Source organism: Serratia sp. SM04 (genome assembly GCF_040280225.1).
GTDB lineage: Bacteria > Pseudomonadota > Gammaproteobacteria > Enterobacterales > Enterobacteriaceae > Serratia > Serratia sarumanii.
Map to the genome: position 1 here is coordinate 655,829 of NZ_JBEOQT010000021.1, position 24,591 is coordinate 680,419.

The following is a 24,591-nucleotide window of genomic DNA, read 5'->3' on the forward strand; positions in this document are numbered from 1 at the left end:
TTAAAGCTTGGCCGGTGCGGCAGGTGGCATGTCGCTGGCGTGTTTTTGTACGTATTGCGTCAGCACGCGCAGCTGTTCCTGCGTCAGCGAGGTGCGCGGCGCCATGCCTTTGATGACGCCAATCCATTGGTTGGCGTTGAAGCGATCGAGCGCGGTCAGCCCGTGGCAGCCGGTGCAGTTGGCCGACATCATGTCCGCGGCGTAGCGCCAGATTTTTTGCTGATCGTCAATCAACTGTTTACGCGGCAGCCACACCTGCAGAGAAACCTGATGCCAGACCAGGCCGGTTTCCGCATCGGTCTGGGTGGAGGCGGTCTTCAGCTGTTGGCGTGCGTCTTCACCCAGCAGCACGCTGAGGATGCGTTTGCCCTGCGCTGCGTAGAACACTTCGCTGACCCCGTCCTGCTGCCAGCCGCTCACGGTGGCCAGTACCTTATCGCCATCCTGTTTCACCACCTGCACTTCGGTGGAAGGCATCAGGTTGCCGGCGTTATGGCTGTCGTCCGCGCTGAGGAAGAACGGTTCGGTGGCGATGGTGTAGAGGGTGGTGGCGTCCGGAGCGGTCAACGCCGCGGCCTTCGCCAGCTCGGCGGCGCCGGCCTGGGTTTCGCCGCTCATGTCCGGCAGGATGTGGGCCACGCCCTTATGGCAATCGATGCAGGTCTCGCCCTGTTTGATCGCCACCGGGTGCTGCAGGCGCGCCTCGGGGCGCTGGGCGGTAATGTCCATGGCGTCGTAGCTGTGGCAGGAGCGGCAGGTAGCCGAGTCGTTCTCTTTCAGCGTTTTCCAGACCGACTGCGCCATCGCCAGCTTGTGCGCTTCGTATTTTTCCGGCGTATCGATGGTGCCGACCATTTCGCCATAAATGTCTTTCACCGCGCGGATTTTGGTCCACAGGTAATCGATCGGCTGGTGCGGCACGTGGCAGTCGGCGCACTCGGCGCGGATGCCCTTGGTGTTTTGGAAGTGGACGCTGCCCTGATATTCGGCCAGCGGCTGTTGCATAGTGTGGCAGGAAACGCAGAAGGCGGTATCGCTGGTTTTATGGAATACGGTGGCGGTCCCGGCCAACAGCGCCGCGCCGAGGATAATCCCCAGCAGCAAAAGCCATAGCCATCCCCACCGGCGCTTTTTTTCAAAGCCAGTCAGTTTTTTGCTCATGGTAAACCCGCTTATAATTATGAATTTAAAATAAAATCTTGCCAAAAGGCCGCCGACCGGAGGTCAGAATGCCACGTCGATTGCAGGGGTAATATAGAAGAGGGTTAACCCCATAGGGTTATCCGTAGTCAAAAAAAGGGCATATATCGCAAAAAATAGCGTTATATTCTGGTGTATATAGCGAAGGGGTCGAGCGGCAGGGGAAGCGAACGCAGGATGCGTTCGCGATGGCTCAGGCCGTGGGCAAATAGGGCTGGCCGCTCAGCCATAGCCGGATGGCGGTGCGGCTGGCTTCGAAATGCGGTTCCGGCAGGGCGTCGGGCGCGCACCAGCGCCACTCGGCGCACTTTTCGGGTTCTTTCAACTCGGCGCTGCCGCCGGGGTGATCTACCTGCAGGCAGACAGACACCGTGTGTTTGCCTTCGGCGCGCCAGGTTTGCAGATTGTTGCTGACGCCCACGAAGCGCGGCGGATCGATGAGCAGCCCGGTCTCTTCGGCGATTTCGCGCCGGGCGCACTGCTCGAAGGTTTCACCGGCCTCCAGATGCCCGCCGGGGATCGACCAAAAGGGCGCGTGGGAACCGCAGCGCTTGCCCAACAAAATCTCGCCCTGCGGGTTGACGATGATCACCCCGACGCCGGTCACTACGTTCATGCTTTTCTCCGTCAGCAAAGTTTCAGCACAGTATGTCATTTTGCCCCGGCGCTGACCAATGCGCCGGCGAAAGTGTGCGTAAGCTCAAAAATCTGCAATGGCAAAAGGGAGAAAGCTTGCTTTCGCCTTGCGCTGCTCACACACTCCTTGAAACGTTTCAGCGTTATCCGGCCGCTTGTGGCGAGCGGGTAACGCTCCTTTTTCTCAATGAAGCTGAAACGATTCAATTCAGCAGGAGAGGAGAATCATGTTCCAGTTGTCACCGCAAGACATTCATCTGGGCGCCGCTGCCGCCGATAAGCAGGAGGCCATCCGCCAGGTGGCCGCCGCCCTGACCGAAGCCGGCTGCGTCAGCGCCGGTTACGTGGACGGCATGCTGCAGCGCGAACTGCAGACGTCCACCTATCTGGGCAACGGCATCGCCATTCCGCACGGCACCACCGATACCCGTGATCTGGTGCTGAAAACCGGCGTGCAGGTGTTCCAGTTCCCGCAGGGCATCGCCTGGGGCGAAGGCCAGACCGCCTATGTGGCGATCGGCATCGCCGCCCGTTCCGACGAGCATTTGGCGCTGCTGCGCCAGCTTACTCACGTGCTGAGCGATGACGGCGTGGCGGAGCGGCTGGCGAAAACCACCTCCGCGGAAGAGCTGCGCGGCCTGCTGATGGGCGAGCAGCAGAGCGCCGAATTCCAGTTCGACGTTTCGCTGATTGCGCTCGACGTCGCGGCCGACAGCCTGATGACGCTGCAGGCGCTGAACGCCGGCCGGCTGCAAAAGGCCGGCGCGGTCAACGCGCAGTTCGTCAGCGATGCCATTACCCGCAAGCCGCTGAACCTGGGGCAGGGCATCTGGCTGAGCGACAGCGTTGAAGGCAACCTGGCCAGCGCGGCCACCGTCAGCCGCCCGGCGCAGGCTTTCGTGGAAGACGGCGAGCCGGTGGCGCTGCTGCTGACGGTGTCAGTCGCCGACGCGCAGCCGCTGGCGGTGCTCAACTACCTCAGCGACCTGCTGCTGGCCAACAAAGCTGAACGCCTGCTGAAGGCGGATGCCGCCGGGGTGCTGGCGCTGCTGACCAGCGAAGTGGCCGAGGAGAGCAGCGTACTGAGCGCCGAGTTCGTGATCCGCAACGAGCACGGCCTGCACGCACGGCCGGGCACGGCGCTGGTCAACGTGATCAAAAGTTTCAACAGTGACATCACCGTCACCAACCTGGACGGCAGCGGCAAGCCGGCCAACGGGCGCAGCCTGATGAAGGTGGTGGCGCTGGGCGTGAAAAAAGGGCATCACCTGCGCTTTACCGCCAATGGAGAAGATGCTGAAGCCGCGCTGAAGGCGATCGGCGAAGCGATTAATGAAGGACTGGGCGAGGGCGCAGCATGAGCAGAAGAGTAGCAACGATCACCCTGAACCCGGCGTACGATCTGGTGGGGTTTTGCCCGCAGATCGAACGCGGGGAAGTCAACCGGGTAAAAACCGCCGGCCTGCACGCCGCCGGTAAGGGCATCAACGTCGCCAAGGTGTTGAAGGATTTGGGCATCGACGTCACCGTCGGCGGCTTCCTGGGCAAAGACAATCAGGACGGTTTCCAGCTGCTGTTCAGCGATCTGGGGATCGCCAACCGCTTCCAGGTAGTGCCGGGCCGCACCCGCATCAACGTCAAGCTGACGGAAAAAGACGGCGAAGTCACCGATTTCAATTTCTCCGGTTTTGAAGTGACGCCGCAGGACTGGGATCGCTTCGTCAGCGACTCGCTGAGCTGGCTGGGCCAGTTTGACATGGTGGCGGTGAGCGGCAGCCTGCCGGCCGGCGTCGATCCCGATGCCTTTACCGACTGGATGACCCAGCTGCGCGCCAAGTGTCCGTGCATCATTTTCGACAGCAGCCGCGAAGCGCTGGTCGCTGGGTTGAAGGCCTCGCCGTGGCTGGTGAAGCCGAACCGCCGCGAGCTGGAGATCTGGGCCGGCCGCCCGCTGCCGGCGCTGGCGGACGTGGTCGAGGCCGCGCATGCGCTGCGCGAGCAGGGCATCGCCCACGTGGTGATCTCCCTCGGCGCGGAAGGCGCGCTGTGGGTTAACGCCTCCGGTGCCTGGATCGCCAAACCGCCGTCCTGTGAGGTGGTCAGCACCGTGGGCGCCGGTGATTCGATGGTCGGCGGCCTGATTTACGGCCTGCTGATGCGCGAATCCAGCGAACACACCTTGCGTCTGGCCACGGCGGTAGCGGCGCTGGCGGTCAGCCAGAGCAACGTCGGCGTGACCGATCGTCCCCAGTTGGCCGCGATGATGGCGCGCGTCGATCTGAAACCTTTCAATCAATAGCAGGAGGCAGAATGAAAACGCTGCTGATGGTAGACAGTTCGCTGGGGCAGGCCCGTGGCCACCTGGCGAAACGCATGCTGGAGGCCGCCGCGGCCAAAACCGGCCTGACGCTGGTCGAGTCGCTGCAGGACGCCGAACTGGTGGCGGTGGCGGGGCAGTCGGCCCCGGCTGACGCCGGGCTGAACGGCAAATTGGTGTATGTGGGCGATGTAGAGCAGGCGGTGCGTGAACCGGACGCTTTTCTGGCGCGCGCCAAGGCCGAAGCTGAAACCTATCAGGCGCCGCAGGCTGCGGTGCCGGTGAAAGCCGGTGGGCAAAAACGCATCGTGGCGATCACCGCTTGCCCAACCGGCGTGGCGCATACCTTTATGGCGGCCGAAGCCATTGAAAGCGAAGCGAAGAAACGCGGCTGGTGGGTGAAGGTGGAAACGCGCGGCTCCGTCGGCGCCGGCAACGCCATCACCCCGGAAGAGGTGGCGGCGGCGGATCTGGTGATCGTCGCGGCGGACATCGAGGTGGACCTGGATAAATTCGCCGGTAAGCCGATGTACCGCACCTCCACCGGCCTGGCGCTGAAGAAAACCGCCCAGGAGCTGGACAAGGCGCTGGCCGAGGCCGAGGTGTTCCAGCCGCAGCAGCGCGGTAGCGCGGCGCCGGCGGGTAAAAAGAAAGAGGGCAACGGCCCGTATCGCCACCTGCTGACCGGCGTGTCCTACATGCTGCCGATGGTGGTGGCCGGTGGCCTGTGCATCGCGCTGTCGTTCGTGTTCGGCATTAAGGCGTTTGAAGTCAAAGACACGTTGGCGGCGGCGCTGATGCAGATCGGCGGCGGCTCCGCCTTTGCGCTGATGGTGCCGGTATTGGCCGGTTTCATCGCCTTCTCCATCGCGGATCGCCCTGGCCTGACGCCGGGCCTGATCGGCGGCATGCTGGCGGTGAGCACCGGCGCCGGGTTCCTCGGCGGCATCATCGCCGGTTTCCTGGCGGGTTACGTCGCCAAGGCGATCAGCAGCAAGCTGCGCCTGCCGCAGAGTATGGAAGCGCTGAAGCCCATCTTGATCATTCCGCTGGTGGCCAGTCTGATCACCGGTCTTATCATGATTTACGTGGTCGGCACGCCGGTGGCGAAAATCATGGAAGGCCTGACTCATTGGCTGCAATCGTTGGGCACCGCCAACGCCGTGCTGCTGGGGGCGATCCTCGGCGGCATGATGTGTACCGACATGGGCGGCCCGGTGAACAAAGCGGCCTACGCCTTCGGCGTGGCGCTGCTCAGCTCCTCGGTGTATGCGCCGATGGCGGCGATCATGGCGGCGGGCATGGTGCCGCCGCTGGCGATGGGGCTGGCGACGCTGCTGGCGCGCCGCAAGTTCCCGAAATCCGAACAGGAAGGCGGCAAGGCAGCGCTGGTGCTGGGGCTGTGCTTCATCACCGAAGGGGCGATTCCGTTCGCCGCCCGCGACCCGATGCGCGTGCTGCCGTGCTGCATTGCCGGCGGGGCGCTGACCGGCGCGCTGTCGATGGCGTTCGGCGCCAAGTTGATGGCACCGCACGGCGGGCTGTTCGTGCTGCTGATCCCGGGCGCGATTTCGCCGGTGTTGCTGTACCTGGTGGCGATCGCCGCCGGTACGCTGCTGGCGGGCGTGGCTTACGCCCTGCTGAAACGTGCTGAAGTGCCGGCGGCCAGCGTGGCGTAACGGCGTCCAGCCATAAAAAAACCGGAGCCCAGGCTCCGGTTTTGTCGTTTTGGCGCCGCGTTACTGCTGCGCTTTCAGCCAGGCGATCTCTTCCGCCCAGATATCCGGGTTTACCGTTTCCAGAATCAGCGGGATATTGTCGAAGCGCGGATCGCGCATGATGTAGCTGAACACCGTTTTGCCGATGTTGCCTTCCCCCAGGCTATGGTGGCGGTCGACGCGGCTGTTGAACTCGCTCTTGGCGTCGTTCAGGTGCATGCCGCGCAGATAGTTGAAGCCGACGATGTCGCCGAGCTGTTTGAAGGTGTGTTCGCAGTCTTCTTCGGTGCGCAGATCGTACCCGGCGGCGAAGGCGTGGCAGGTGTCGATGCAAACGCCGACGCGGCTTTTGTCTTCCACGCCGTCGATGATCGCCGCCAGGTGCTCGAATTTGAAGCCTAGGTTGCTGCCCTGGCCGGCGGTGTTTTCGATCACGGCCGTCACGCCGGCGGTTTTATCCAGCGCGATGTTGATCGATTCGGCGATGCGCGCCAGGCACTTGTCTTCATCGATTTGCAGCAGGTGGCTGCCGGGGTGGAAGTTCAGCAGCGTCAGCCCCAGCTGTTCGCAGCGCTGCAGCTCGTCGATGAACGCCTCGCGCGATTTTTCCAACGCGTCGGCCACCGGGTGGCCCAGGTTGATCAGGTAGCTGTCGTGCGGCAGGATCTGCCCCGGCCCGAAGCCGTACTGGGCGCAGGCGCTCTTGAACTTATCGATCACGTCCGCGGCCAGCGGCGCGGCCTTCCATTGACGCTGATTTTTGGTGAACAGGGCGAACGCGGTCGCCTCCAATTCGTGCGCGCGGATAACCGCCTGATCCACGCCGCCTGACGCGCTGACATGTGCACCGACAAACTTCATCTTCATTCTCCTGTGTTATCGGTGACATTATGGCATTGATGGCGGGCGGAATAAATGCGGCCCGCCGAAGTGAGCCGCAGAAGGGGCAGAAGGGAGTGATTAGAGCCAGTGTTGCACCAGCTGGTTTATCGCGCCGCCGCCGACCAGCAGCCAGACGAACAGCAGCGTGGCCAACAGAATCGGTTTCATCCCGGCCTGGCGCACGGCGCTGATGTGGGTGGTCAATCCCAGCGCCGCCATCGCCATCGCCAGCATCCAGGTGTCGGCGGTGATCAGGTGCTGCACCAGCGTGGCCGGCAGCAGGTTGAAGGAGTTCAGCCCGGCGACGGCGATAAACAGCACGGCGAACCACGGAATGGTAATCGCGGATTTTTCCGCCTTGCCTGCGCTGCCGCGGCTGATGTAGCCCGACAGCAGCAGCAGGAACGGCGCCAGCATCATCACGCGGATCATCTTGGCGATCACCGCCGCATTTTCGGCGTCCGGCCCGATGGCGTGCCCGGCGGCGACCACCTGAGCCACTTCGTGGATGGTGGAGCCGGCGTAGATGCCGAAGGTTTCCTGGCTGAACGGCAGCCACTGGAAGTGTTCGTTCAGCTGATACAGCCATGGGTAGGCGAAGATCGCCAGGGTGCCGAACACCACCACGGTCGAGACCGCCACCGCTACTTTACTGGAGTCGGCCTTCAGCACCGGCTCGGTGGCCATCACCGCCGCCGCGCCGCAAATGCTGCTGCCGGCGCCGATCAGCATCGCGGTCTGGCTGTCGATGCCGAACACTTTCTTGCCGAGCCAGCAGGCCAGCAGGAAGGTGGTGGTCAGGGTCAGCGCATCGATGATGATGCCGCTGGCGCCCACGTCGGCGATTTGCTGAAAGGTCAGGCGAAAGCCGTAAAGGATAATGCCCAAACGCAGCAGGCGTTGTTTGGCCAGCTGTACGCCGCCGTGACAAACGGTTTGCCAGCGGGGATACAGCGTGTTGCCCACCAGAATGCCGAACAGGATCGCCAGCGTCAGCGCCCCCAGGCCCAGCTCCGCCACCCAGGGAATGTCGCCGGCCCAGACGGCCAGCGCGGTGAGCGCGCCGGTCAGCGCCAGCCCCGGCACCAGCCGCGGCAGGCCGAACAGCGGAAAGCGTCGCTCGGGGTAAGTATGAGTGGTATCAGTCGCCATAAAAGTCAGTCCTTCAGTCTGTTTCTTGCTGCCAAGAGTACGTTTGGGCTGAATAAAAGAGAAATTGATTATATATTTATAACCTATCTGAATAAGTGGTATGGCGTCAGGCATTGGCATACAGCCGCATTGCGGCTAGGGTGAGGAGGAGCGGCGAACCGCCGTCAACTTTCCAACTGAACAGGAGCAGGCGATGGATACCGACGATCAACGCAGAGAGCAGATAGACCGGGAAGTGGGCCGCGCGGTGCGGCGGTTGATTGAAGAAAACAAGGCGATCGACCGCGACCATCTCGTGGCGATGCTGCAATTGATACAGCGGGACGAAGCCGGCACGCCGCGCGAGGCGGCGCTGGCCGCGGCGGCGCAGCTGGTCGCCTTGGGCAAGTAGCGCGCCGAATTGGCCGCAAACGGGGTAGCCTCGCCGGGCTCCCCACAGCATGTTGACATCATTTTGCGGTTCTCTGGCAGAACCCTTTTTCATTACCGGGACGGCTATGCATATCACGTTGCGTCAACTGGAAGTCTTCACCGAAGTGCTGAAAAGCGGTTCGACCACTCAGGCCTCGGTGGTGCTGGCGCTGTCGCAGTCGGCGGTCAGCGCGGCGCTGGCGGATCTGGAGGGGCAGCTGGGCGTGCAGCTGTTCGATCGCGTCGGCAAACGGCTGGTGATCAACGAGCACGGCCGGTTGCTGTATCCCAAGGCGCTGGCGCTGCTGGAGCAGGCGGGGGAGATCGAGCAGCTGTTTCGCCATGACGGCGGGGCGCTGCGCATCGCCGCCAGCAGCACCATCGGCAACTACATGCTGCCGGAGATGATCGCCCGTTACCGCCGGGACTTTCCGGCCACGCCGCTGGAGCTGAACGTCGGCAACAGCCAGGACGTGATCGTGGCGGTGGCGGATTTCCGCGTCGATCTGGGGTTGATCGAAGGGCCTTGCCATATGCCGGAGCTGGTGACGCAGCCGTGGCTGGAGGACGAGCTGGTGGTGTTCGCCGCGCCGGACAACCCGCTGACCCGTCAGCCGCCAACGCTGGAGGCGCTGGCCAATGCCCCTTGGATCCTGCGCGAGCGCGGTTCGGGCACCCGCGAGGTGCTGGATCATCTGCTGTTGGCGCACCTGCCGCATTTCCAACTGGTGATGGAGCTCGGCAACTCGGAGGCGATCAAGCATGCGGTGCGGCACGGCATCGGCATCAGCTGCCTGTCGCGGCGGGTGGTGGCGGAACAGTTGGCCAGCGGTGCGCTGGTGGAACTGCCTGTGCCGCTGCCGCCGCTGCGGCGCACCCTGTACCTGATCCGCCATCGGCAAAAGCACATTTCCAACGCCTTGCAGCGTTTTCTCAGCTATTGCGCGCTGTAATCGACAGCGCGTCACGCCCTCTGCTACCGCGCAGGCCGAAGAAAGCATAAAAACCTGCGCGCGCTCACATTAATGAGAGTAAGTAAGGCCATAAGGGCCGCGGCTAATAATTGCCTCTGAATTATGAAGCTATCTTATATCAGTGCAATGTTGCTAGTTCACCGGCGGGTATTTGTTACAATCCGCCCTCATTTTTTCAAAGAGCAGATAGGGTACGAATGGCTCAGCAGGATATAAAAACATCGGGGCAGCAAGCACCCGGATTGCGCCGCGAGCTGAAAGCCCGGCATTTGACCATGATCGCCATCGGCGGCTCCATCGGCACCGGCCTGTTTGTCGCCTCGGGCGCCACGGTTTCTCAGGCAGGCCCCGGCGGGGCGCTGTTGTCTTACGCTCTGATCGGTTTGATGGTGTACTTCCTGATGACCAGCCTGGGCGAACTGGCGGCCTTTATGCCGGTTTCCGGTTCATTCTCCACCTACGGCGCCAAATACGTGGAAGAAGGCTTCGGCTTCGCGCTGGGCTGGAACTACTGGTACAACTGGGCGGTGACCATCGCCGTTGACCTGGTGGCTTCGCAATTGGTGATGAGCTACTGGTTCCCGGACACCCCCGGCTGGATCTGGAGCGCGCTGTTCCTCGGCCTGATGTTCCTGCTGAACTACATTTCGGTGAAAGGGTTCGGCGAGGCGGAATACTGGTTCGCGCTGATCAAGGTCAGCACCGTGATTATCTTCATCGCCGTCGGCGTGCTGATGATCGTCGGCATTCTGAAAGGCGGCGAGCACGCCGGCTGGCAGAACTGGACGATAGGAGACGCGCCGTTCGCCGGCGGCTTCTCGGCGATGATTGGCGTGGCGATGATCGTCGGCTTCTCGTTCCAGGGCACCGAGCTCATCGGCATCGCGGCCGGCGAATCGGAGAACCCGGGTAAAAACATCCCGCGCGCGGTGCGTCAGGTGTTCTGGCGTATTCTGCTGTTCTATATCTTCGCCATTCTGATCATCAGCCTGATCATTCCGTACACCGATCCGAGCCTGCTGCGCAATGACGTGAAAGACATCAGCGTCAGCCCGTTCACCCTGGTGTTCCAGCATGCCGGCCTGCTGTCGGCGGCGGCGGTGATGAACGCGGTGATCCTGACGGCGGTGCTGTCCGCCGGTAACTCGGGCATGTACGCCTCTACCCGCATGCTGTACACCCTGGCATCGGAAGGCAAGGCGCCGCGCATCTTCGCCAAGCTGTCGAAAGGCGGCGTGCCGCGCAACGCGCTGTATGCGACCTGCGTGGTGGCCGGGCTGTGCTTCCTGACTTCGATGTTCGGCAACCAGTCGGTTTACCTGTGGCTGCTGAATACCTCGGGCATGACCGGTTTCATCGCCTGGTTGGGCATCGCCATCAGCCACTACCGTTTCCGTCGCGGTTACATGCTGCAGGGGCGCGATCTGAACGACTTGCCATACCGTTCCGGGTTCTTCCCGCTGGGGCCGATCTTCGCCTTCGTGCTGTGCCTGATCATTACCCTGGGCCAGAACTACCAGGCCTTCCTGCAAGACAAGATTGACTGGTACGGCGTGACCGCCACCTACATCGGCATTCCGCTGTTCCTGCTGATTTGGTTCGGTTACAAGCTGTCGCGCGGCACCCGCGTCGTGAAGTACAGCGAAATGGAATTCCCGAAGATGGACGTGAAGTAATCTTCGGTGAGTGACACGCGGCGGGAGCTCCCGCCGCGTGTGGTTTTACTTTTTCCCGCCTTTGGCTTCCGCCAGTGCCTGCTGCGCCGAACTCATCAAATCTTCCACCGTCGCATAATCCTGCGTCAGTGCCAAAATGCCGGCGTTGAGTTGCATGTTCACCTCGCCGAACGCGCCAAAATCGTAGGGCGCTTCCAGCGGCGGCACAATGCGCGCCAGGAACTCGCTTTCCGCGCCGTAGGGCAGATCGTGCACCAGTATCAAAAACAGGCCGCCGGTGTAGCGGCAGACGTAGTCGCTGGGGCGGATCAGCGTCTTGAGGCGCTCGCCGACGGTGCGCAGCACGTCGTCGCCGATCTGCACGCCGTGGCTTTGGTAAAGCGCCGCCAGCGGGCCGAATTCAAGAATGAACAGGTGAGAGATTGGCTGTGTCGTACCAGGGCGGCAGATGTTGCGCATCACCGCCTCGCCGCCCGCGCGGTTGAGGAAGCCGGTCAGGCGATCGCGGTGGGACGCCTGCTGCTTCTCCCACGCCAGCGTGACGTGCTGTACCCGCTGGCGGTGGTAGCGCGCGATCATGCCATGGGCCAGCACCAGCCACAGCGGCGTGAGATCCGCCAGGACGAACAGATTTTGTACGCGCGACAGCGGCGCCGCCAGCAGGTAGGGCAGCGTCAGCGCGATCACCTCAAGCAGCGCGAAACGCGGCGCGGCGGCATGGCGCTGCATCAGCCAGCAGGCCAGAGCGGTGATCGTCAGACCGGCGAACAGGATCAGCACAAAGCGGCCCGACAGCATCGCCAGCGCGGCGCTGGCGCCGACCAGCAGCATCCACAGCAACACCGTCACCAGCATGGCGTCCGGCCAGGCGGGTTGGCGCCTCTGCGCCAGCCAGGCGCGCCCGGCGGTCAGCAGCAGTAACAGCAGCAGCAGAACGATACCGACCAGCCGCTGGTTCAGCCAAGCGTACCCCACCAACAGCGCCGCCGGCCCCACGGCATTCAGCCAGGGAGTGAGAGGAGAGGGCGTCAGCGTGAGCCGCAGCTGGCGTTTAAACGGCTCGTCATCGGCGTGCAGCGGGCTGTGCAACAGCCAGTTCAGCAGCGCCGGGCGTTTGGGCGTTACCGCCGGAGATGGACTTCTCATTACAGCCTCGTCAATAAGGCCGCTCTTGCGGCGGCCTGAAGTTTTTTGCACGCTCGGTGCTGTGATTTTGGATTCTATGTGGTTTTTTCGTTATTTGTCAGAGTCTGGTCGGATCAGGAATAACTTTCAGAATAATGAACCTGCTGGCCGCAGCGGGGGTAAACGCGATGGATTGAAGAATGGCGTGGAAAAACAATTTATTACATTTCGATAACGCCGTTTTCACCTATTGATATGATTGATAAGTATTATCGTTTGCTTTATTGTTGACGGCTGCGCGCAGGCTGTCGCCGCGCGCTTTCCGGTTTACGGCGGACGCTTTCGCGCCGCTGTCATGATGGTTGTAACAGGTATCTTAACGAATGAGCGTATCCACCGATCCCATGACTGACGCCAAGGGGCAACCCAACGCCGGCGTGATGGGGCGTTATCAGCATATTCTTCGCCATCGCCTGTTGATGATGGGCGTGTTGGCACTGGCGATCCTGGGGTCGCTGCTGCTGGATTTCACCATGGGGCCGTCCGGGCTGTCGCTGTCGTCTTTATGGCAAACGCTGCTTGACCCCGCGGCGGCCGATGCCGGCACGCGGGTGATCGTCTGGGACATCCGCTTGCCTTACGCGCTGATGGCGGTGGTGGTGGGGTTTGCGCTCGGCCTGGCCGGGGCGGAAATGCAGACCATCCTGAATAACCCGCTGGCCAGCCCCTTTACCCTCGGCGTGTCTTCCGCCGCGGCCTTTGGCGCCGCGCTGGCGATCGTGCTCGGCATCGGCATTCCGGGCATTCCCGATCAGTGGTTCATCTCCGCCAACGCCTTTATCTTCGCGCTGTTCGCCGCGCTGATGCTCGACGGCATCACGCGCTGGACGCGGGTCGCCACCTCCGGCGTGGTGCTGTTCGGCATCGCGCTGGTGTTTACCTTCAACGCGCTGGTGTCGATGATGCAGTTCATCGCCAGCGAGGACACGCTGCAGGGGCTGGTGTTCTGGACCATGGGCAGCCTGGCGCGCGCCTCGTGGGACAAGCTGGGCATTCTGTTCGGCGTGTTCGCCGTGCTGCTGCCGCTGTCGATGATGAGCTCGTGGAAACTGACCGCGCTGCGCCTGGGTGAAGACCGGGCGGTGAGCTTCGGCATCGACGTGCGCCGTCTGCGGCTGACCACGCTGCTGCGCATCAGCATCCTTTCGGCGCTGGCGGTGGCGTTCGTCGGGCCGATCGGCTTTATCGGCCTGGTGGCGCCGCACATCGCCCGCATGATCTTCGGCGAAGATCACCGTTTCTATCTGCCGGCCAGCGCGCTGATTGGCGCGCTGGTGCTGTCGATGGCCTCGGTGGCGTCGAAAAATCTGGTGCCCGGGGTGATCATTCCGGTGGGCATCGTCACGTCGCTGGTCGGGGTGCCGTTCTTCCTGAGCATTATTCTGCGCCACCGGGGGAACGTATGAGCCAGGGCCTGCGAATAGAACACTTCTCGGCGGGCTACCCGAAGCGCCAGGTGATCGACGATCTCTCGGTGCCGATGCTGCCGCGCGGGCAAATCACCGTGCTGCTGGGGCCGAACGGCAGCGGCAAATCGACGCTGCTGCGCTCGCTGGCCGGGCTGAACCCGGCGCAGGGCAAGCTGTGGCTGGACGACGGCGATCTGATGCAGATGCCGTTCGCCCGTCGGGCGGAGAAAGTGGTGTATTTGCCGCAGTCGCTGCCCGCCGGGGTGCATCTGCACGTGCTGGAGTCGATCATCGTGGCGCAGCGCGCCTCGGGCGGCCGCAGCAACGCCGGCAGCGAAGCGGAGGTGATGGCTTTGCTGGAGCAATTGGGCATCGCCCACCTGGCGCTGAGCTATCTCGATCAGCTGTCCGGCGGCCAGAAACAGCTGGTGGGGTTGGCGCAGTCGCTGATCCGTCAGCCCTCGCTGCTGCTGCTGGATGAGCCGCTGAGCGCGCTCGATCTCAACTATCAATTCCACGTGATGGATTTGGTGCGCCGCGAAACCCGCAAGCGCAACATCGTGACGGTGGTGGTGGTGCACGACATCAACATCGCGCTGCGCCACGGCGACCACGTGCTGATGCTGCAGGATGGCGATCTGATCGCCGACGGCGCGCCGGATCAGGTGATTACGCCGCAGAGCCTGGCGCGGGTCTACGGCGTGCGCGGGCGTATCGAGCGCTGTTCGCAGGGCACGCCGCAGGTGCTGATAGACGGTCTGGTGAACCAGCCGACGATTTAATCCAAGAAAAAGCCCGGCATCGCCGGGCTTTCTTTATCGTGCTGCGTGGTTCAGCGCCTCGCTCACGCGTTCGACGACGTGCTGGGCGGTGACGATGCCGCCGGACAGATACACCTCGGCCGCCGGCAGGTAAACCACCTGGCCTTTTTTCACCGCCGTGGTTTTCTTCAGCGCGGTGCCGGTGAGGATCTTCTGCGGCGCCACCGCGTTCGGCCGCCCGGTCGCGGCGTCTCTGTCGATGACGAACAGCCAGTCCGGATTCAGTTTGGCCACCTGCTCAGGCGTCAGCTTGTTGCCGCGCACGTCTTTTTCGTCGGACTGCAGCGCAGACGAGAAGCCGAGGGCGTCATAGACGAAGCTGAAACGGCTCTTGGGGGCGTAGGCGCTGATCTTGCCGCCGGAGAACAGCACCACCAGCCCGCGCCCGGCCTGAGCGGCCTGTGGTTTGACCGCCGCGATCTGCGCATCCAGCTTATCGACCGCCGCCTGCGCCTGCTGCTGCTTATCGAACAGCTCGCCCAGCTGCAGCGTGCGCTGTTTCAGGCTGCCCAGCTGATCCTGCGGATCGACGGACATGTTCAGCGTCGGCGCCAGCGCGTTCAGCTCATCATAGGCTTTGGACGCCCGGCCGGCGATCAGGATCAGATCCGGCTTGGCGGCGCGCAGCACGGCCATATCCGGCTCGAACAGGGTGCCGGCATTGAGGTATTTGTCGTCCTGATAGCGCTTCAGGCTATCCGGCAAGTTCTTGCGGTTGCCGGGCAGCGCCAGCGGCTCGACGCCCAGCAGCTGCAGCGTTTCCAGCGAGGCGTAATCCAGCACCACGATGCGCTGCGGGTGCTTTTTCACCTCGGTGCTGCCGTTCAGGTGCTGGACGTTGACGGTGGCCGGGGTTGCGGCTACCGGCGTAGCGGTTTTGCTGTGGCAACCCGCCAGCGCCATCGCGGCCAGCAGGGCGATCATCAGGGGGGAGCGGCGTAATCTCATGGGGCTTCCTCACGGTGATGGAATGAAAAGGGCGCGCAGCGCGCGCCCGGGGGCATCAGAAGTTGTAGGTCATGCCGACGGTGTAACGGCGGCCGTCCAGCGTGGTGTTGTAGTGGTCGTAATCCACGGTTTTGTCGAGGATGTTGTAGACCCCGCCGGTCAGCTGCAGGTTTTTCGCCGCTTGGTAGCTCAGGCCCGCATCGACGAAGGTGTAGGACGGCGTGCTCTTGGCCATCGAGGTGCGGCTCAGGTAGTCAGAGGTGCGGCTGCGGAAGTTAACGCGCGACCACAGGCTGAGGTCCTGCGTGGCGCGCCAGTCCAGCACGGTGTTCAGCATGTGCTTCGGCATCTGGTTGAGCGCCTTGCCCTGGAACTCGCCGCTCTTCTGTTCGGAAGCGGTGTAGGTGTAGTTGGTGTTCCACTTCCAGTCTTTGTTGATCTGCCAGCCGAAGGTGGCTTCTACGCCGCGCATATTGGCTTTGTCGACGTTGACGCGATCGCTGATAAAGTCGTAGGACGTGCCGCCGATGGTGCAATCCGGCGTGTCTTCGCAGCGGCGCACTTCGGTGATTTTGTCTTTAAAGTCGGTGTTGAAGACCGTCACACCGGCGTTAACGCCTTTCAGGCTATCCCACATCAGGCCGATTTCTTCGCTCAGGCTCTTCTCTGGCTGCAAATCCGGGTTACCGACGATGATGCCTTTACGCACGCCGCCGCCGGTGACCTGCCCCCAGTTAGGGGAGGATTGGCGCAGATCCGGCGATTTGTAACCGGCGGAGACGCCGCCTTTCAGCGTCCACTGTTCGGTCAGGTGCCAGACGCCGTACATGCGCGGGGTCCAGTGGCTGCCGAAGTTTTCATCCTGATCCATGCGGATGCCGCTGGTCAGGCTGAAGTCGTTGGTCAGCGCCCATTCGTCTTCAGCGAACAATGCCCAGCTCCAGCGCGTCAGCTTGCTGAGACCTTGAGCCGATTCAAGCTGGTTGCCGCCGTCGCCCAGTTTTTCATAGCGGTATTGGCCGCCGAGGTTCAGCATATGGGAACCCAGCTCGAACTGGTTCTGGGTGTTGAAGATGGTGTTGTAGGCCTTCATGTTACGGCCCGGGTTACCGGTTTCTTCGCGCTGCACGTAGCTGGTGGAGTTGCCGAAGTCATAATAGCCGTTGTGGGTCAGCGAGTAGTTGGTGCGCGTATACAGGCTTTCGCTGCGGGACGTCGGCGAGCATTTGCCTTTGCTGCAGCGCTCCGCCACCACCGATTTGCCCGGTGTGCTGTTGCGATCTTGCAGCGAACGGCCGATTTCGAAGTCGAATTCGTTTTTCTCGTCCGGTGTCAGGGTAAACACCGCGGTGCCGCTGCGCATGCGCTGTTCGTTGTAACCGTTGACGATTTTATCTTCCGCGCGGCGCGACAGCAGGCCGTTGACCCGCAGGCCGAGCAGCCCTTCAACCAGCGGGCCGGAGGCGTAGGCGTTGGTCTGGAACAGATCGCCGGAATCGCGGTTTTCCTGAATGGTGGCGTCGCCGTGCAGCGAGCCTTTCCACTCGGTGCGGGAGGTCTTGCGAGTGATGACGTTGATCACGCCGCCCATGGCGTCGGAACCGTACAGCGAAGACATCGGCCCGCGCACCACTTCGATGCGCTCGATGGCTTCCATCGGCGGCAGCCAGCCCTGTTCGATGCCGGCGTTGTCGCTGTTCGGACGGGTGCCGCGGGTGTCGACGCGCTTGCCGTCCACCAGGATCAGGGTGTACTTGGAGGACATGCCGCGGATGCTGATGTCGCTGCTGCTGGCGCCGCCGGTGACGACCACGCCCGGCACGTCTTTCAGCGCGTCGGTCACGTCGCGATAGGCCTTGTCTTCAATTTGCTGGCGCGGGATCACCGAGATGGAAGCGGCGGAGTCCTGAATTTTTTGCTGGAAGCCGGAGGCGGTGACGACCATGGTGTCCTGAGTGTCGTCCTGCGGCGCGGCCAGCGCGGCGGTGGCGCTGAGTGAGGCGATCACCAGAGCGGCGAGCTTGCTGTAACGTGGCGTTTCCATGAGGTAAACCTTTCCTGGATTGAAGTGAAAGTAATTAACCAATTGAATTTCTAATGAAATTGTTCGTCTTTCGCTGAGAAATGCTTAGCTTCGTCAACGTTGCGTGAGGCTATTGTAAGGATTTTTTTCTGAATGTAAACGCTAATGATAATCCATATCATTTGTATGCTGGTTTTGCTGGCGGGAAAGGTTAACCGGATGAATTAAAGGGAAAAGCGGCGCAGCGGGCGTGCGCCGGGGAGGATCAGCGTTTTTGGATGTAGGTGATGGCCAGCGCCAGCGCCAGCACCAGGCCTTTGATAATATCCATGGCGTAGTAGGGCACCGACAGCATCACCAGCCCGTTTTGCAGCACGCCGAGGATCACCGCGCCGATCAGAGTGCCGAGCGCATTAGGTTTGCCGGCCCCGGCCAGCGAGAAGCCGATATAGGCCGCCGCCACCGCGTCCATCAGATAGCCGCCGCCGGCGTTGACCTGCGAAGAGCCGATACGTGACGCCAGCAAGATGCCGCCAAGCGCCGCCAGCCAAGAGGAAATGACATAAGCGGCAACCCTGTAACGCACGGTGCGGATGCCCGACAGGCGCGTCGCCTCGGGGTTGCCGCCGATGGCATACATGCGGCGGCCATGCTTGGTCAACGACAGGAACAGCTGCACCGCCACGGTGACCGCCAGCATGATCAGCACGATCACCGGCACCTGGCCGAGGGCGGGAAACACCTCCGGGATCAGGCCTTCCGCCATGTCGCCATTCGGCAGCACCATGTTTTGGGTGATGGATCCGCCGTAGCTGTAGGTCATCGCCACGCCCTGGATCACGAACAGGCTGGCCAGCGTCGCCAGCATATCGGGAATTCTGAACACCACGATCAGCAGGGCGTTGAACAGGCCGACCAGCGTGCACAGCAGCAGCGTCACTACGATGGCGCCTGTGGTGCCGAACCCGTGCCAGACGAACAGCGAAATCACCAGCGCGTTGGCCAGCGAGGCGGTCGAGCCGACCGACAGATCGAAACCGCCAACCGACAGCGAGATAGAGACGCCGATGGCGATCACCGTCACGATGGCGATCGAACGCAGGATATTGATGATGTTGTTGGCATCGAGGAAGTTGTCCGACGCCAGGCCGAACAGGGCGATCAGCGCCGCCACGGTCAGCAGCATGCCCCATTTGTAGAGGAAATCGAACAGCTGTTGGCGCCAGGGCAGCGCAGGCCGCAGGGCTAATTCTTTACTCACGCAGGGGTTCCTCCGGTGGAATAGAGCAATAAGGTTTCTTCGTCGATGTCGGCGGCGTTCAACTCCGCCACGATGCGGCCGTCCCACAGCACGCAGATGCGATCGCACAGGCCAACCAGTTCGGCGAACTCGCCGGAGGCGTAAACCACGCCCTTGCCGGCGCGCGCCAGGCCGTCGATCAGGCTGAACAGCTCCTGCTTGGCCTTGATGTCCACGCCCTTGGTCGGTTCATCGAAGATCAGCACCTCGGCGTCGCCGCGCAGCCATTTGCCGATCGCCACTTTTTGTTGATTGCCGCCGGACAGGCGCGCCAGCCGCTGTTGCGGGCCCGAGGCGCGAATGTTCAGGCGCTGCATGATCTCGCGCGCCCAGCGCAGCTCTTGTCGCCGGCTGAACAGGCTCCAGCGCGAGAAGCTGTCGTCGGCGCTGACGCTCAGGTTCATCGGGATCGCCTCATCGATGAAAATGCCTTCTTTGCGGCGTTCCTCCGGCACCAGCGCCAATCCTTGTTCGACCGAGAGGTGCGGTGCGCGCGGCGCCCAGGGCTGCCCGCGCAGTTCGCCGCGCTCAAGCTGCACGGCGCTGGCGCCGAACAGCGCTTTGCACAGCTCGGTTTTGCCGGCTCCCGCCAGCCCGGCGATGCCGAGAATTTCGCCTTCATGCAGCCGCAGCGAAACGTCGCGCAGCTTGTGGCGATCGCGCAAGCCTTGCACCTGCAGCAGCGTTCGTTCGGCGTGCGGCGGGCGCGGCGGCGGGAAAATATCGTCCAGCCGATGACCGAGCATCTTCTCGACGATCTGTTCGCCGCTCAGCCCGCGCATGGCGTCCTCGCTGACGCGCCGGCCGTCGCGCAGCACCGTCAGCCGATCGCAAATGTCGCTCAGTTCGTGGATGCGGTGGGAAATAAATACGATGCCGATACCTTCGGATTGCAGGCGGCGCACCACGTTAAACAGGCGCTCGCTCTCGGCGCGATCGAGCGGGGCGGTCGGTTCGTCGAGCACCAGAAAACGGCAGCGGTGCGACAGCGCGCGCGCCAGCAGCACCTGCTGTTTTTCCGCCAGCGTGCAGTCCGCCAGCCGCCTGCGAGGGTTGAGCGGCAGCGCCCATTGCTGCAGCAGCTGCGCGGCGCGGCGGTGCAGCTCCGCCCAATTCAGCCAGTGGCCCGGTTCGTTCAGCCAGTCCAACATGATGTTTTCCGCCACCGACAGCGTGGGGATCAGCGCGACGTCGACCTCTTGCTGCACCACGTGAATGCCGTGGCGGCGCGCCTGCAGCGGGGAGTGGATCGCCACCGCCTGGCCGTCGATCAGGATCTCGCCGCGATAATGATCGTGGGCGCCGGAGAGGATCGCCATCAGCGTCGACTTGCCCGCGCCGTTGGCGCCGACCAGCGCGTGGATTGAACCGCCCTGCAGCGTGAAGTCCACGTCCTGCAGCGCATTGAAGCCGGCGAAGGCGATCGAGATATTGCGCATCTCGAGGCGTGAAGGCGTTGCGGTTGACATAGGGTATTAAGGCCGTTTAGATGTTTAGATGGCTGTTGTGCTCTGTTGTAACACAGATTACGCCGTTGGCAACCAACAAAATGGCATAACGGCGGTGGAAAACGCGTTGGCGGGTAGGGGCGCAACCCGCGTCAGGCTGCGCCGGTGCGAGAAGCGCTCAGAAGGTGGTGGGGGTGTGTGCGCTGACGATGCGGCAGATGCGCGCCGAGGTATTGCTGAAGCTGTGCGGAATGCCGGTGTTGATGGCGTAACTCTGGCCGGCGGCCAGGCAGTAGCTCTGGCCGTTGATGGTCAGCACGATCTCGCCCTCCAGCAGGGTGCCGATCTCTTCGCCCTGATGCTTGATCTTTTCACCGGTGGTGGTGCCGGGCTGGTAGGTTTCCAGCATCATCGCCAGGTTACGCGTCGGGCTGCCGTTGTGCACCAGCTTCATCGACACCCCCTGGCTGCCGATCTCAATTAGATCCTCGGCGTCGATCACCACGCGCGGCTCGTCGACGGCTTCCGGTTCGGCAAAGAATTCAGACAGCGACAGGCCATACACCTTCAGCAGCTTTTGCAGCGTGCTGATGGCCGGGCTGACCTTGTCCTGTTCGATGGTGCTGATCGCACTGTGGGTTAACCCGGACAGTTCGGCGACCCGGCGCTGCGACAAACCCAATTGCTGACGGATCTGCGACAGGCGTTTGCCCGGTGCCAAGCTGGCTTCGCTCATAGCGGTACTTCCTTCTGGTAGGGGCGACAGGCAGACATGAATATCGTTATCGGGCGCCTGTCTGGGCGATAACGATGTTGCATGATATCGGTAGTTAGGGCAGGTTTGGAAAATATATTGCCCATGTTCACTCTCGGTGCGTTGGACGAAATAGTTGACGTAAAAATGGCGGCAAGGCCTTTTCGGTCAATATTTTATCAATTTAGCAGCCGGCGGCGAATAATCAAACAGGATTGTAACATTTGCAAACCTATTCTGTTAAGACTATGTTTCATGGTGTGGATGTTATTTTGAGCGCCCGGCAGCGGCGCAGCCTGGCGAGAAATCCAATCATGTGTTGAATAGAACGGCGGACGGGCGCCAACGCGCCTTAAGAGCATAATGGCGGGTGACGTATGCAAACCAATAGCGCAGCAGTTGAACATTTTGCACAGCATCATGAAGAGAGGCGAAGTAGCGCGTTCCAAAATGAGGTTGCTCATTATTTGGAACGCCATCCCGCCACGCAGTATGTCGATATCCTTCTCACCGATCTCAATGGTTCCTTCCGCGGCAAACGCATACCCGTCTCAGGGTTGAAAAAACTGGAAAAAGGCAGCTACTTCCCCGCGTCGGTGTTCGCCATGGACATCCTCGGCAACGTGGTGGAGGAGACCGGCCTTGGGCAAGAGCTCGGCGAGCCGGACCGCATTTGCCTGCCGGTGCCCGGCTCGCTGACGCCGTCGGCCGCCGATCCGCAGCATATCGGCCAGGTGCTGCTGACCATGCTGGATGAAGATGGCACTCCCTTTGACGTTGAACCCCGCAATGTGTTGAACCGCGTGTGGCAGGCGCTGCGACAGCGCGGCTTGTTCCCGGTGGCAGCGGTAGAGCTGGAGTTTTATCTCATCGATCGGCAGCGCGACGCGGAGGGCGATCTGCAGCCGCCGTGCGCGCCCGGCACCCAGGAGCGCAACACCCAAAGCCAGGTGTACTCCGTCGATAACCTGAACCATTTCGCCGAGGTGCTGAACGACATCGACGCGCTGGCGAAGCTGCAGGGGCTGCCGGCGGACGGCGCGGTGGCGGAGGCGTCGCCGGGGCAGTTCGAGGTCAACCTGCGTCATACCGACGATATTTTGCTGGCCTGCGACCACGCGCTGGCGCTGAAACGGCTGGTGCGGCTGGTGGCCGAGAACCACGACATGCACGCCACCTTTATGGCCAAGCCCTACGAGGATCATGCCGGCAGCGGCATGCACGTGCATGTCAGCATGCAGGACGGCGCGGGCAACAACCTGTTCGCCGACGACGAAGGCGAGGATTCGCCACTACTGAAACAGGCGCTGGCCGGGATGATCACCCTGATGCCGGCGTCGATGGCGCTGCTGGCGCCGAACGTCAACGCCTACCGGCGTTTCCAGCCTGGGATGTATGTGCCGATCCAGGCCGCCTGGGGCCACAACAACCGCACCGTGGCGCTGCGCATTCCCTGCGGCGAACCGGAGAACCATCGGGTGGAGTATCGCGTGGCCGGCGCCGACGCCAATCCATATCTGGTGATGGCGGCGATCCTGGCCGGCATGCTGTACGGGCTGGACAACGCGCTGCCGCTGCCTGAGCCGGTGACCGGCAACGGGCTGGAGCAGGAGGGGCTGCCGCTGCCGATCCGCCAGAGCGACGCGCTGTACGAGTTTGAGCATCAGCACGCGCTGACCCACTATCTGGGCGAGCGTTTCACCCAGGTTTATCACGCCTGCAAGACCGACGAACTGCTGCAGTTCGAGCGGCGGGTGACGGAAACCGAGATTGACTGGATGTTGAAAAATGCCTGAATGGGCGTATAAAGTAAGAGGTATGTGCGGCCGACCGGCCTGCCGGTAGTGGATTAATTCGCCTGCCGGGCCGGTTTTCCGTTCGATCGACAAAAAGAATTTGTATTTGAGGGCTTCCGGATCTTGTCATCCGGAGGCATTCTGGTGCAAAATATCTCAAATGCAGATAGCCGACGTTTTAACGCGTCGGTTATTTTTTTTGCATTAAGTTTTACCAACGTAGCGTTTCATACACCAAGCGAGGCCGGACACCGATCCGGATAGATAAATAGTTTCGTGCACGATCAAACAAAACTTTATGGTCGTGACTCATGAGGATTAGAAAGATGGGGCAATTTTTCACTTTAGCACCGGTGCCCGCCGGTTTCCGCTGTGGCCGCAGCGACTATGGAGCAGCCGAGGTTACCTCGACCCGTTATCCAGCTTACAATCCCCTTCTTTTAGAATTAAGTCGCTCGTTGCGAAGTTTCCCCGCAACCTTAAGTCTTGGCGTGTCCGCCATCCGCAAGGCTCAAGGTAAGGGGGGGCTGAACAATGTCCGATAACACCCTCAACGCCGCTCCGGCTCAGCGCACTCAGCTGCGTAAAACCCTGACTTTGGTTCCGGTAGTGATGATGGGCCTGGCTTATCTGCAGCCAATGACCATCTTCGATACCTTCGGCATCGTATCCGGCCTGACCGATGGTCACGTCGCGACCGCGTACGCCTTCGCTCTGCTGGCGATCCTGTTTACCGCCCTGAGCTACGGCAAGCTGGTGAAGAAGTTTCCTTCCGCCGGTTCCGCCTACACTTACGCCCAGAAAGCCATCAGCCCGCACGTCGGCTTTATGGTGGGCTGGTCATCGCTGCTGGACTACCTGTTCATGCCGATGATCAACATTTTGCTGGCCAAGATTTACCTGGAAGCGATCTTCCCGGGCGTTCCGTCCTGGATTTTCGTGGCGGTGCTGGTCGGCTTGATGACGATTTTCAACCTGCGCGGCATCAAGCTGGTGGCTAACCTGAACTCCATCATCGTGGTGGTGCAGGTGGCGATCATGATCGTGTTCCTCGGCCTGGTGATCAACGGCGTTTACCACGGCGAAGGCGCCGGTACGCTGGTCAGCAGCCGCCCATTCTGGTCCGATAACGCTCACGTGGTGCCGATGATTACCGGCGCGACCATCCTGTGCTTCTCGTTCCTGGGCTTCGACGGCATCAGCTCGCTGTCTGAAGAGACCAAAGACGCGGAAAAAGTGATCCCGAAAGCCATCTTCCTGACGGCGCTGATCGGCGGCATCATCTTTATCGTGGTGTCTTACTTCGTGCAGCTGTACTTCCCGGACATCTCGCGCTTCAAGGATCCTGACGCGTCGCAGCCTGAAATCATGCTGTACGTGGCGGGCAAATTCTTCCAGTCGGTGATCCTGGTGTTCTCCTGCGTGACGGTATTGGCGTCAGGCATGGCGGCGCACGCGGGCGTTTCGCGTCTGATGTACGTGATGGGCCGCGACGGCGTGTTCCCGACTCGTTTCTTCGGCTATGTACATCCGAAGTGGCGTACCCCGGCGCTGAACGTGCTGCTGGTTGGCGCCATCGCGCTGTCCGCCGTGTCGTTTGACCTGGTGACCGCGACCGCGCTGATCAACTTCGGTGCGCTGGTGGCCTTCACCTTCGTCAACCTGTCGGTGATCTCGCAGTTCTATATTCGCGACAAGATGAACCGCACCGTGAAAGACACGTTCAACTACCTGATCCTGCCGGTGCTGGGCGCATTGACCGTCGGCGCGCTGTGGATCAACCTGGAAGCCAGCTCGATGACGCTGGGCCTGGTCTGGGCGGCCATCGGTCTGATCTACCTGGCCTTCGTCACCCGCAGCTTCCGTCTGCCGGTGCCGCAAGCGAGCGAAGACGCCGCCTAAGCGCGAGCCGTCTCCTCAGCCACAAAAAAGGCCGCATTC

Annotated in this window: 21 protein-coding genes; 10 read left to right on the forward strand and 11 right to left on the reverse strand. The window is 62.0% G+C overall.

Going from position 1 to position 24,591, the window contains the following annotated elements; genetic code table 11:
• Window positions 1–1,161, reverse strand: coding sequence for a NapC/NirT family cytochrome c (locus ABTW55_RS17550; RefSeq protein ID WP_033648001.1), 1,161 nt, complete (start codon window positions 1,159–1,161; stop codon window positions 1–3).
• A 232-nt stretch (window positions 1,162–1,393) separates the two neighbouring features.
• The gene (locus tag ABTW55_RS17555; protein ID WP_033635266.1) at window positions 1,394–1,816 is read right to left on the reverse strand and encodes an NUDIX hydrolase; all 423 of its coding nucleotides are present in this window, start codon (window positions 1,814–1,816) and stop codon (window positions 1,394–1,396) included.
• Window positions 1,817–2,063: 247 nt separating this feature from the next.
• Here ABTW55_RS17555 and fruB point away from each other — a divergent pair, with 247 nt between their 5' ends.
• From fruB to fruA, 3 genes are read left to right on the forward strand one after another with little or no spacing between them, the layout of a single operon-like run.
• On the forward strand, window positions 2,064–3,197 hold the full coding sequence (gene fruB, locus ABTW55_RS17560) for a fused PTS fructose transporter subunit IIA/HPr protein (RefSeq protein ID WP_033635264.1): 1,134 nt from the start codon (window positions 2,064–2,066) through the stop codon (window positions 3,195–3,197).
• Complete coding sequence (gene fruK, locus ABTW55_RS17565; RefSeq protein WP_004935702.1) at window positions 3,194–4,135, forward strand: 1-phosphofructokinase; 942 nt, start codon at window positions 3,194–3,196, stop codon at window positions 4,133–4,135. The genes fruB and fruK overlap by 4 nt, the downstream gene beginning before the upstream one ends.
• 11 nt (window positions 4,136–4,146) lie before the next feature.
• Window positions 4,147–5,832: a PTS fructose transporter subunit IIBC gene (gene fruA / locus ABTW55_RS17570; RefSeq protein ID WP_060421881.1), complete on the forward strand. Its 1,686-nt coding sequence runs from the start codon at window positions 4,147–4,149 to the stop codon at window positions 5,830–5,832.
• Window positions 5,833–5,892: 60 nt separating this feature from the next.
• On the opposite strand, the gene nfo is transcribed toward fruA, so the two are convergent.
• Both nfo and ABTW55_RS17580 read right to left on the reverse strand, forming a co-directional pair.
• A complete protein-coding gene (gene nfo, locus ABTW55_RS17575) occupies window positions 5,893–6,732 on the reverse strand; it encodes a deoxyribonuclease IV (protein ID WP_033635262.1) in 840 nt (279 codons plus the stop codon).
• A 99-nt stretch (window positions 6,733–6,831) separates the two neighbouring features.
• A complete protein-coding gene (locus ABTW55_RS17580) occupies window positions 6,832–7,905 on the reverse strand; it encodes a YeiH family putative sulfate export transporter (RefSeq protein WP_060421878.1) in 1,074 nt (357 codons plus the stop codon).
• A 193-nt stretch (window positions 7,906–8,098) separates the two neighbouring features.
• Here ABTW55_RS17580 and ABTW55_RS17585 point away from each other — a divergent pair, with 193 nt between their 5' ends.
• The 3 genes from ABTW55_RS17585 to ABTW55_RS17595 all read left to right on the forward strand — a co-directional run bounded on the left by ABTW55_RS17585 (window position 8,099) and on the right by ABTW55_RS17595 (window position 10,966).
• Complete coding sequence (locus ABTW55_RS17585) at window positions 8,099–8,296, forward strand: hypothetical protein (protein ID WP_033647996.1); 198 nt, start codon at window positions 8,099–8,101, stop codon at window positions 8,294–8,296.
• A gap of 106 nt (window positions 8,297–8,402) precedes the next feature.
• The gene (gene yieE / locus ABTW55_RS17590; RefSeq protein ID WP_016926991.1) at window positions 8,403–9,269 is read left to right on the forward strand and encodes a DNA-binding transcriptional regulator YeiE; all 867 of its coding nucleotides are present in this window, start codon (window positions 8,403–8,405) and stop codon (window positions 9,267–9,269) included.
• Between the two features lie 218 nt (window positions 9,270–9,487).
• Window positions 9,488–10,966: an amino acid permease gene (locus ABTW55_RS17595; protein ID WP_033635259.1), complete on the forward strand. Its 1,479-nt coding sequence runs from the start codon at window positions 9,488–9,490 to the stop codon at window positions 10,964–10,966.
• A 45-nt stretch (window positions 10,967–11,011) separates the two neighbouring features.
• Here ABTW55_RS17595 and ABTW55_RS17600 read toward each other — a convergent pair whose 3' ends face one another.
• Window positions 11,012–12,112, reverse strand: a complete 1,101-nt coding sequence (locus tag ABTW55_RS17600; RefSeq protein WP_039565091.1) for a diguanylate cyclase domain-containing protein — start codon at window positions 12,110–12,112, stop codon at window positions 11,012–11,014.
• Window positions 12,113–12,474: 362 nt separating this feature from the next.
• On the opposite strand from ABTW55_RS17600, the gene ABTW55_RS17605 reads away from it, so the two are divergent.
• Both ABTW55_RS17605 and ABTW55_RS17610 read left to right on the forward strand, forming a co-directional pair.
• Window positions 12,475–13,557 carry an iron ABC transporter permease gene (locus ABTW55_RS17605; protein ID WP_031300718.1) on the forward strand — a complete coding sequence of 361 codons (1,083 nt, stop codon included), beginning with the start codon at window positions 12,475–12,477 and terminating at the stop codon, window positions 13,555–13,557.
• The gene (locus ABTW55_RS17610) at window positions 13,554–14,342 is read left to right on the forward strand and encodes an ABC transporter ATP-binding protein (protein ID WP_033647994.1); all 789 of its coding nucleotides are present in this window, start codon (window positions 13,554–13,556) and stop codon (window positions 14,340–14,342) included. Before ABTW55_RS17605 ends, ABTW55_RS17610 begins: the two co-directional genes overlap by 4 nt.
• Window positions 14,343–14,375: 33 nt before the next feature.
• Here ABTW55_RS17610 and ABTW55_RS17615 read toward each other — a convergent pair whose 3' ends face one another.
• From ABTW55_RS17615 to ABTW55_RS17640, 6 genes are all read right to left on the reverse strand, one after another.
• Window positions 14,376–15,329 carry a siderophore ABC transporter substrate-binding protein gene (locus tag ABTW55_RS17615; protein WP_041035960.1) on the reverse strand — a complete coding sequence of 318 codons (954 nt, stop codon included), beginning with the start codon at window positions 15,327–15,329 and terminating at the stop codon, window positions 14,376–14,378.
• A 55-nt stretch (window positions 15,330–15,384) separates the two neighbouring features.
• Window positions 15,385–17,373: a ligand-gated channel protein gene (locus tag ABTW55_RS17620; protein WP_060421875.1), complete on the reverse strand. Its 1,989-nt coding sequence runs from the start codon at window positions 17,371–17,373 to the stop codon at window positions 15,385–15,387.
• Between the two features lie 244 nt (window positions 17,374–17,617).
• Window positions 17,618–18,613: an ABC transporter permease gene (locus tag ABTW55_RS17625; RefSeq protein ID WP_350429298.1), complete on the reverse strand. Its 996-nt coding sequence runs from the start codon at window positions 18,611–18,613 to the stop codon at window positions 17,618–17,620.
• The gene (locus ABTW55_RS17630; RefSeq protein WP_033647991.1) at window positions 18,610–20,121 is read right to left on the reverse strand and encodes a sugar ABC transporter ATP-binding protein; all 1,512 of its coding nucleotides are present in this window, start codon (window positions 20,119–20,121) and stop codon (window positions 18,610–18,612) included. Before ABTW55_RS17630 ends, ABTW55_RS17625 begins: the two co-directional genes overlap by 4 nt.
• Before the next feature lie 157 nt (window positions 20,122–20,278).
• Entirely contained in the window at window positions 20,279–20,836 is a 558-nt protein-coding gene (puuR, locus tag ABTW55_RS17635; protein WP_060421869.1) for an HTH-type transcriptional regulator PuuR, read from the reverse strand.
• 197 nt (window positions 20,837–21,033) lie between these two features.
• Window positions 21,034–21,318, reverse strand: coding sequence for a hypothetical protein (locus tag ABTW55_RS17640; protein WP_181423065.1), 285 nt, complete (start codon window positions 21,316–21,318; stop codon window positions 21,034–21,036).
• Here ABTW55_RS17640 and ABTW55_RS17645 point away from each other — a divergent pair.
• Both ABTW55_RS17645 and ABTW55_RS17650 read left to right on the forward strand, forming a co-directional pair.
• Complete coding sequence (locus ABTW55_RS17645) at window positions 21,232–22,650, forward strand: glutamine synthetase family protein (protein WP_060421866.1); 1,419 nt, start codon at window positions 21,232–21,234, stop codon at window positions 22,648–22,650. The genes ABTW55_RS17640 and ABTW55_RS17645 overlap by 87 nt on opposite strands.
• Before the next feature lie 534 nt (window positions 22,651–23,184).
• Complete coding sequence (locus ABTW55_RS17650) at window positions 23,185–24,552, forward strand: APC family permease (protein ID WP_033647989.1); 1,368 nt, start codon at window positions 23,185–23,187, stop codon at window positions 24,550–24,552.
• Window positions 24,553–24,591: the final 39 nt, after the last annotated feature.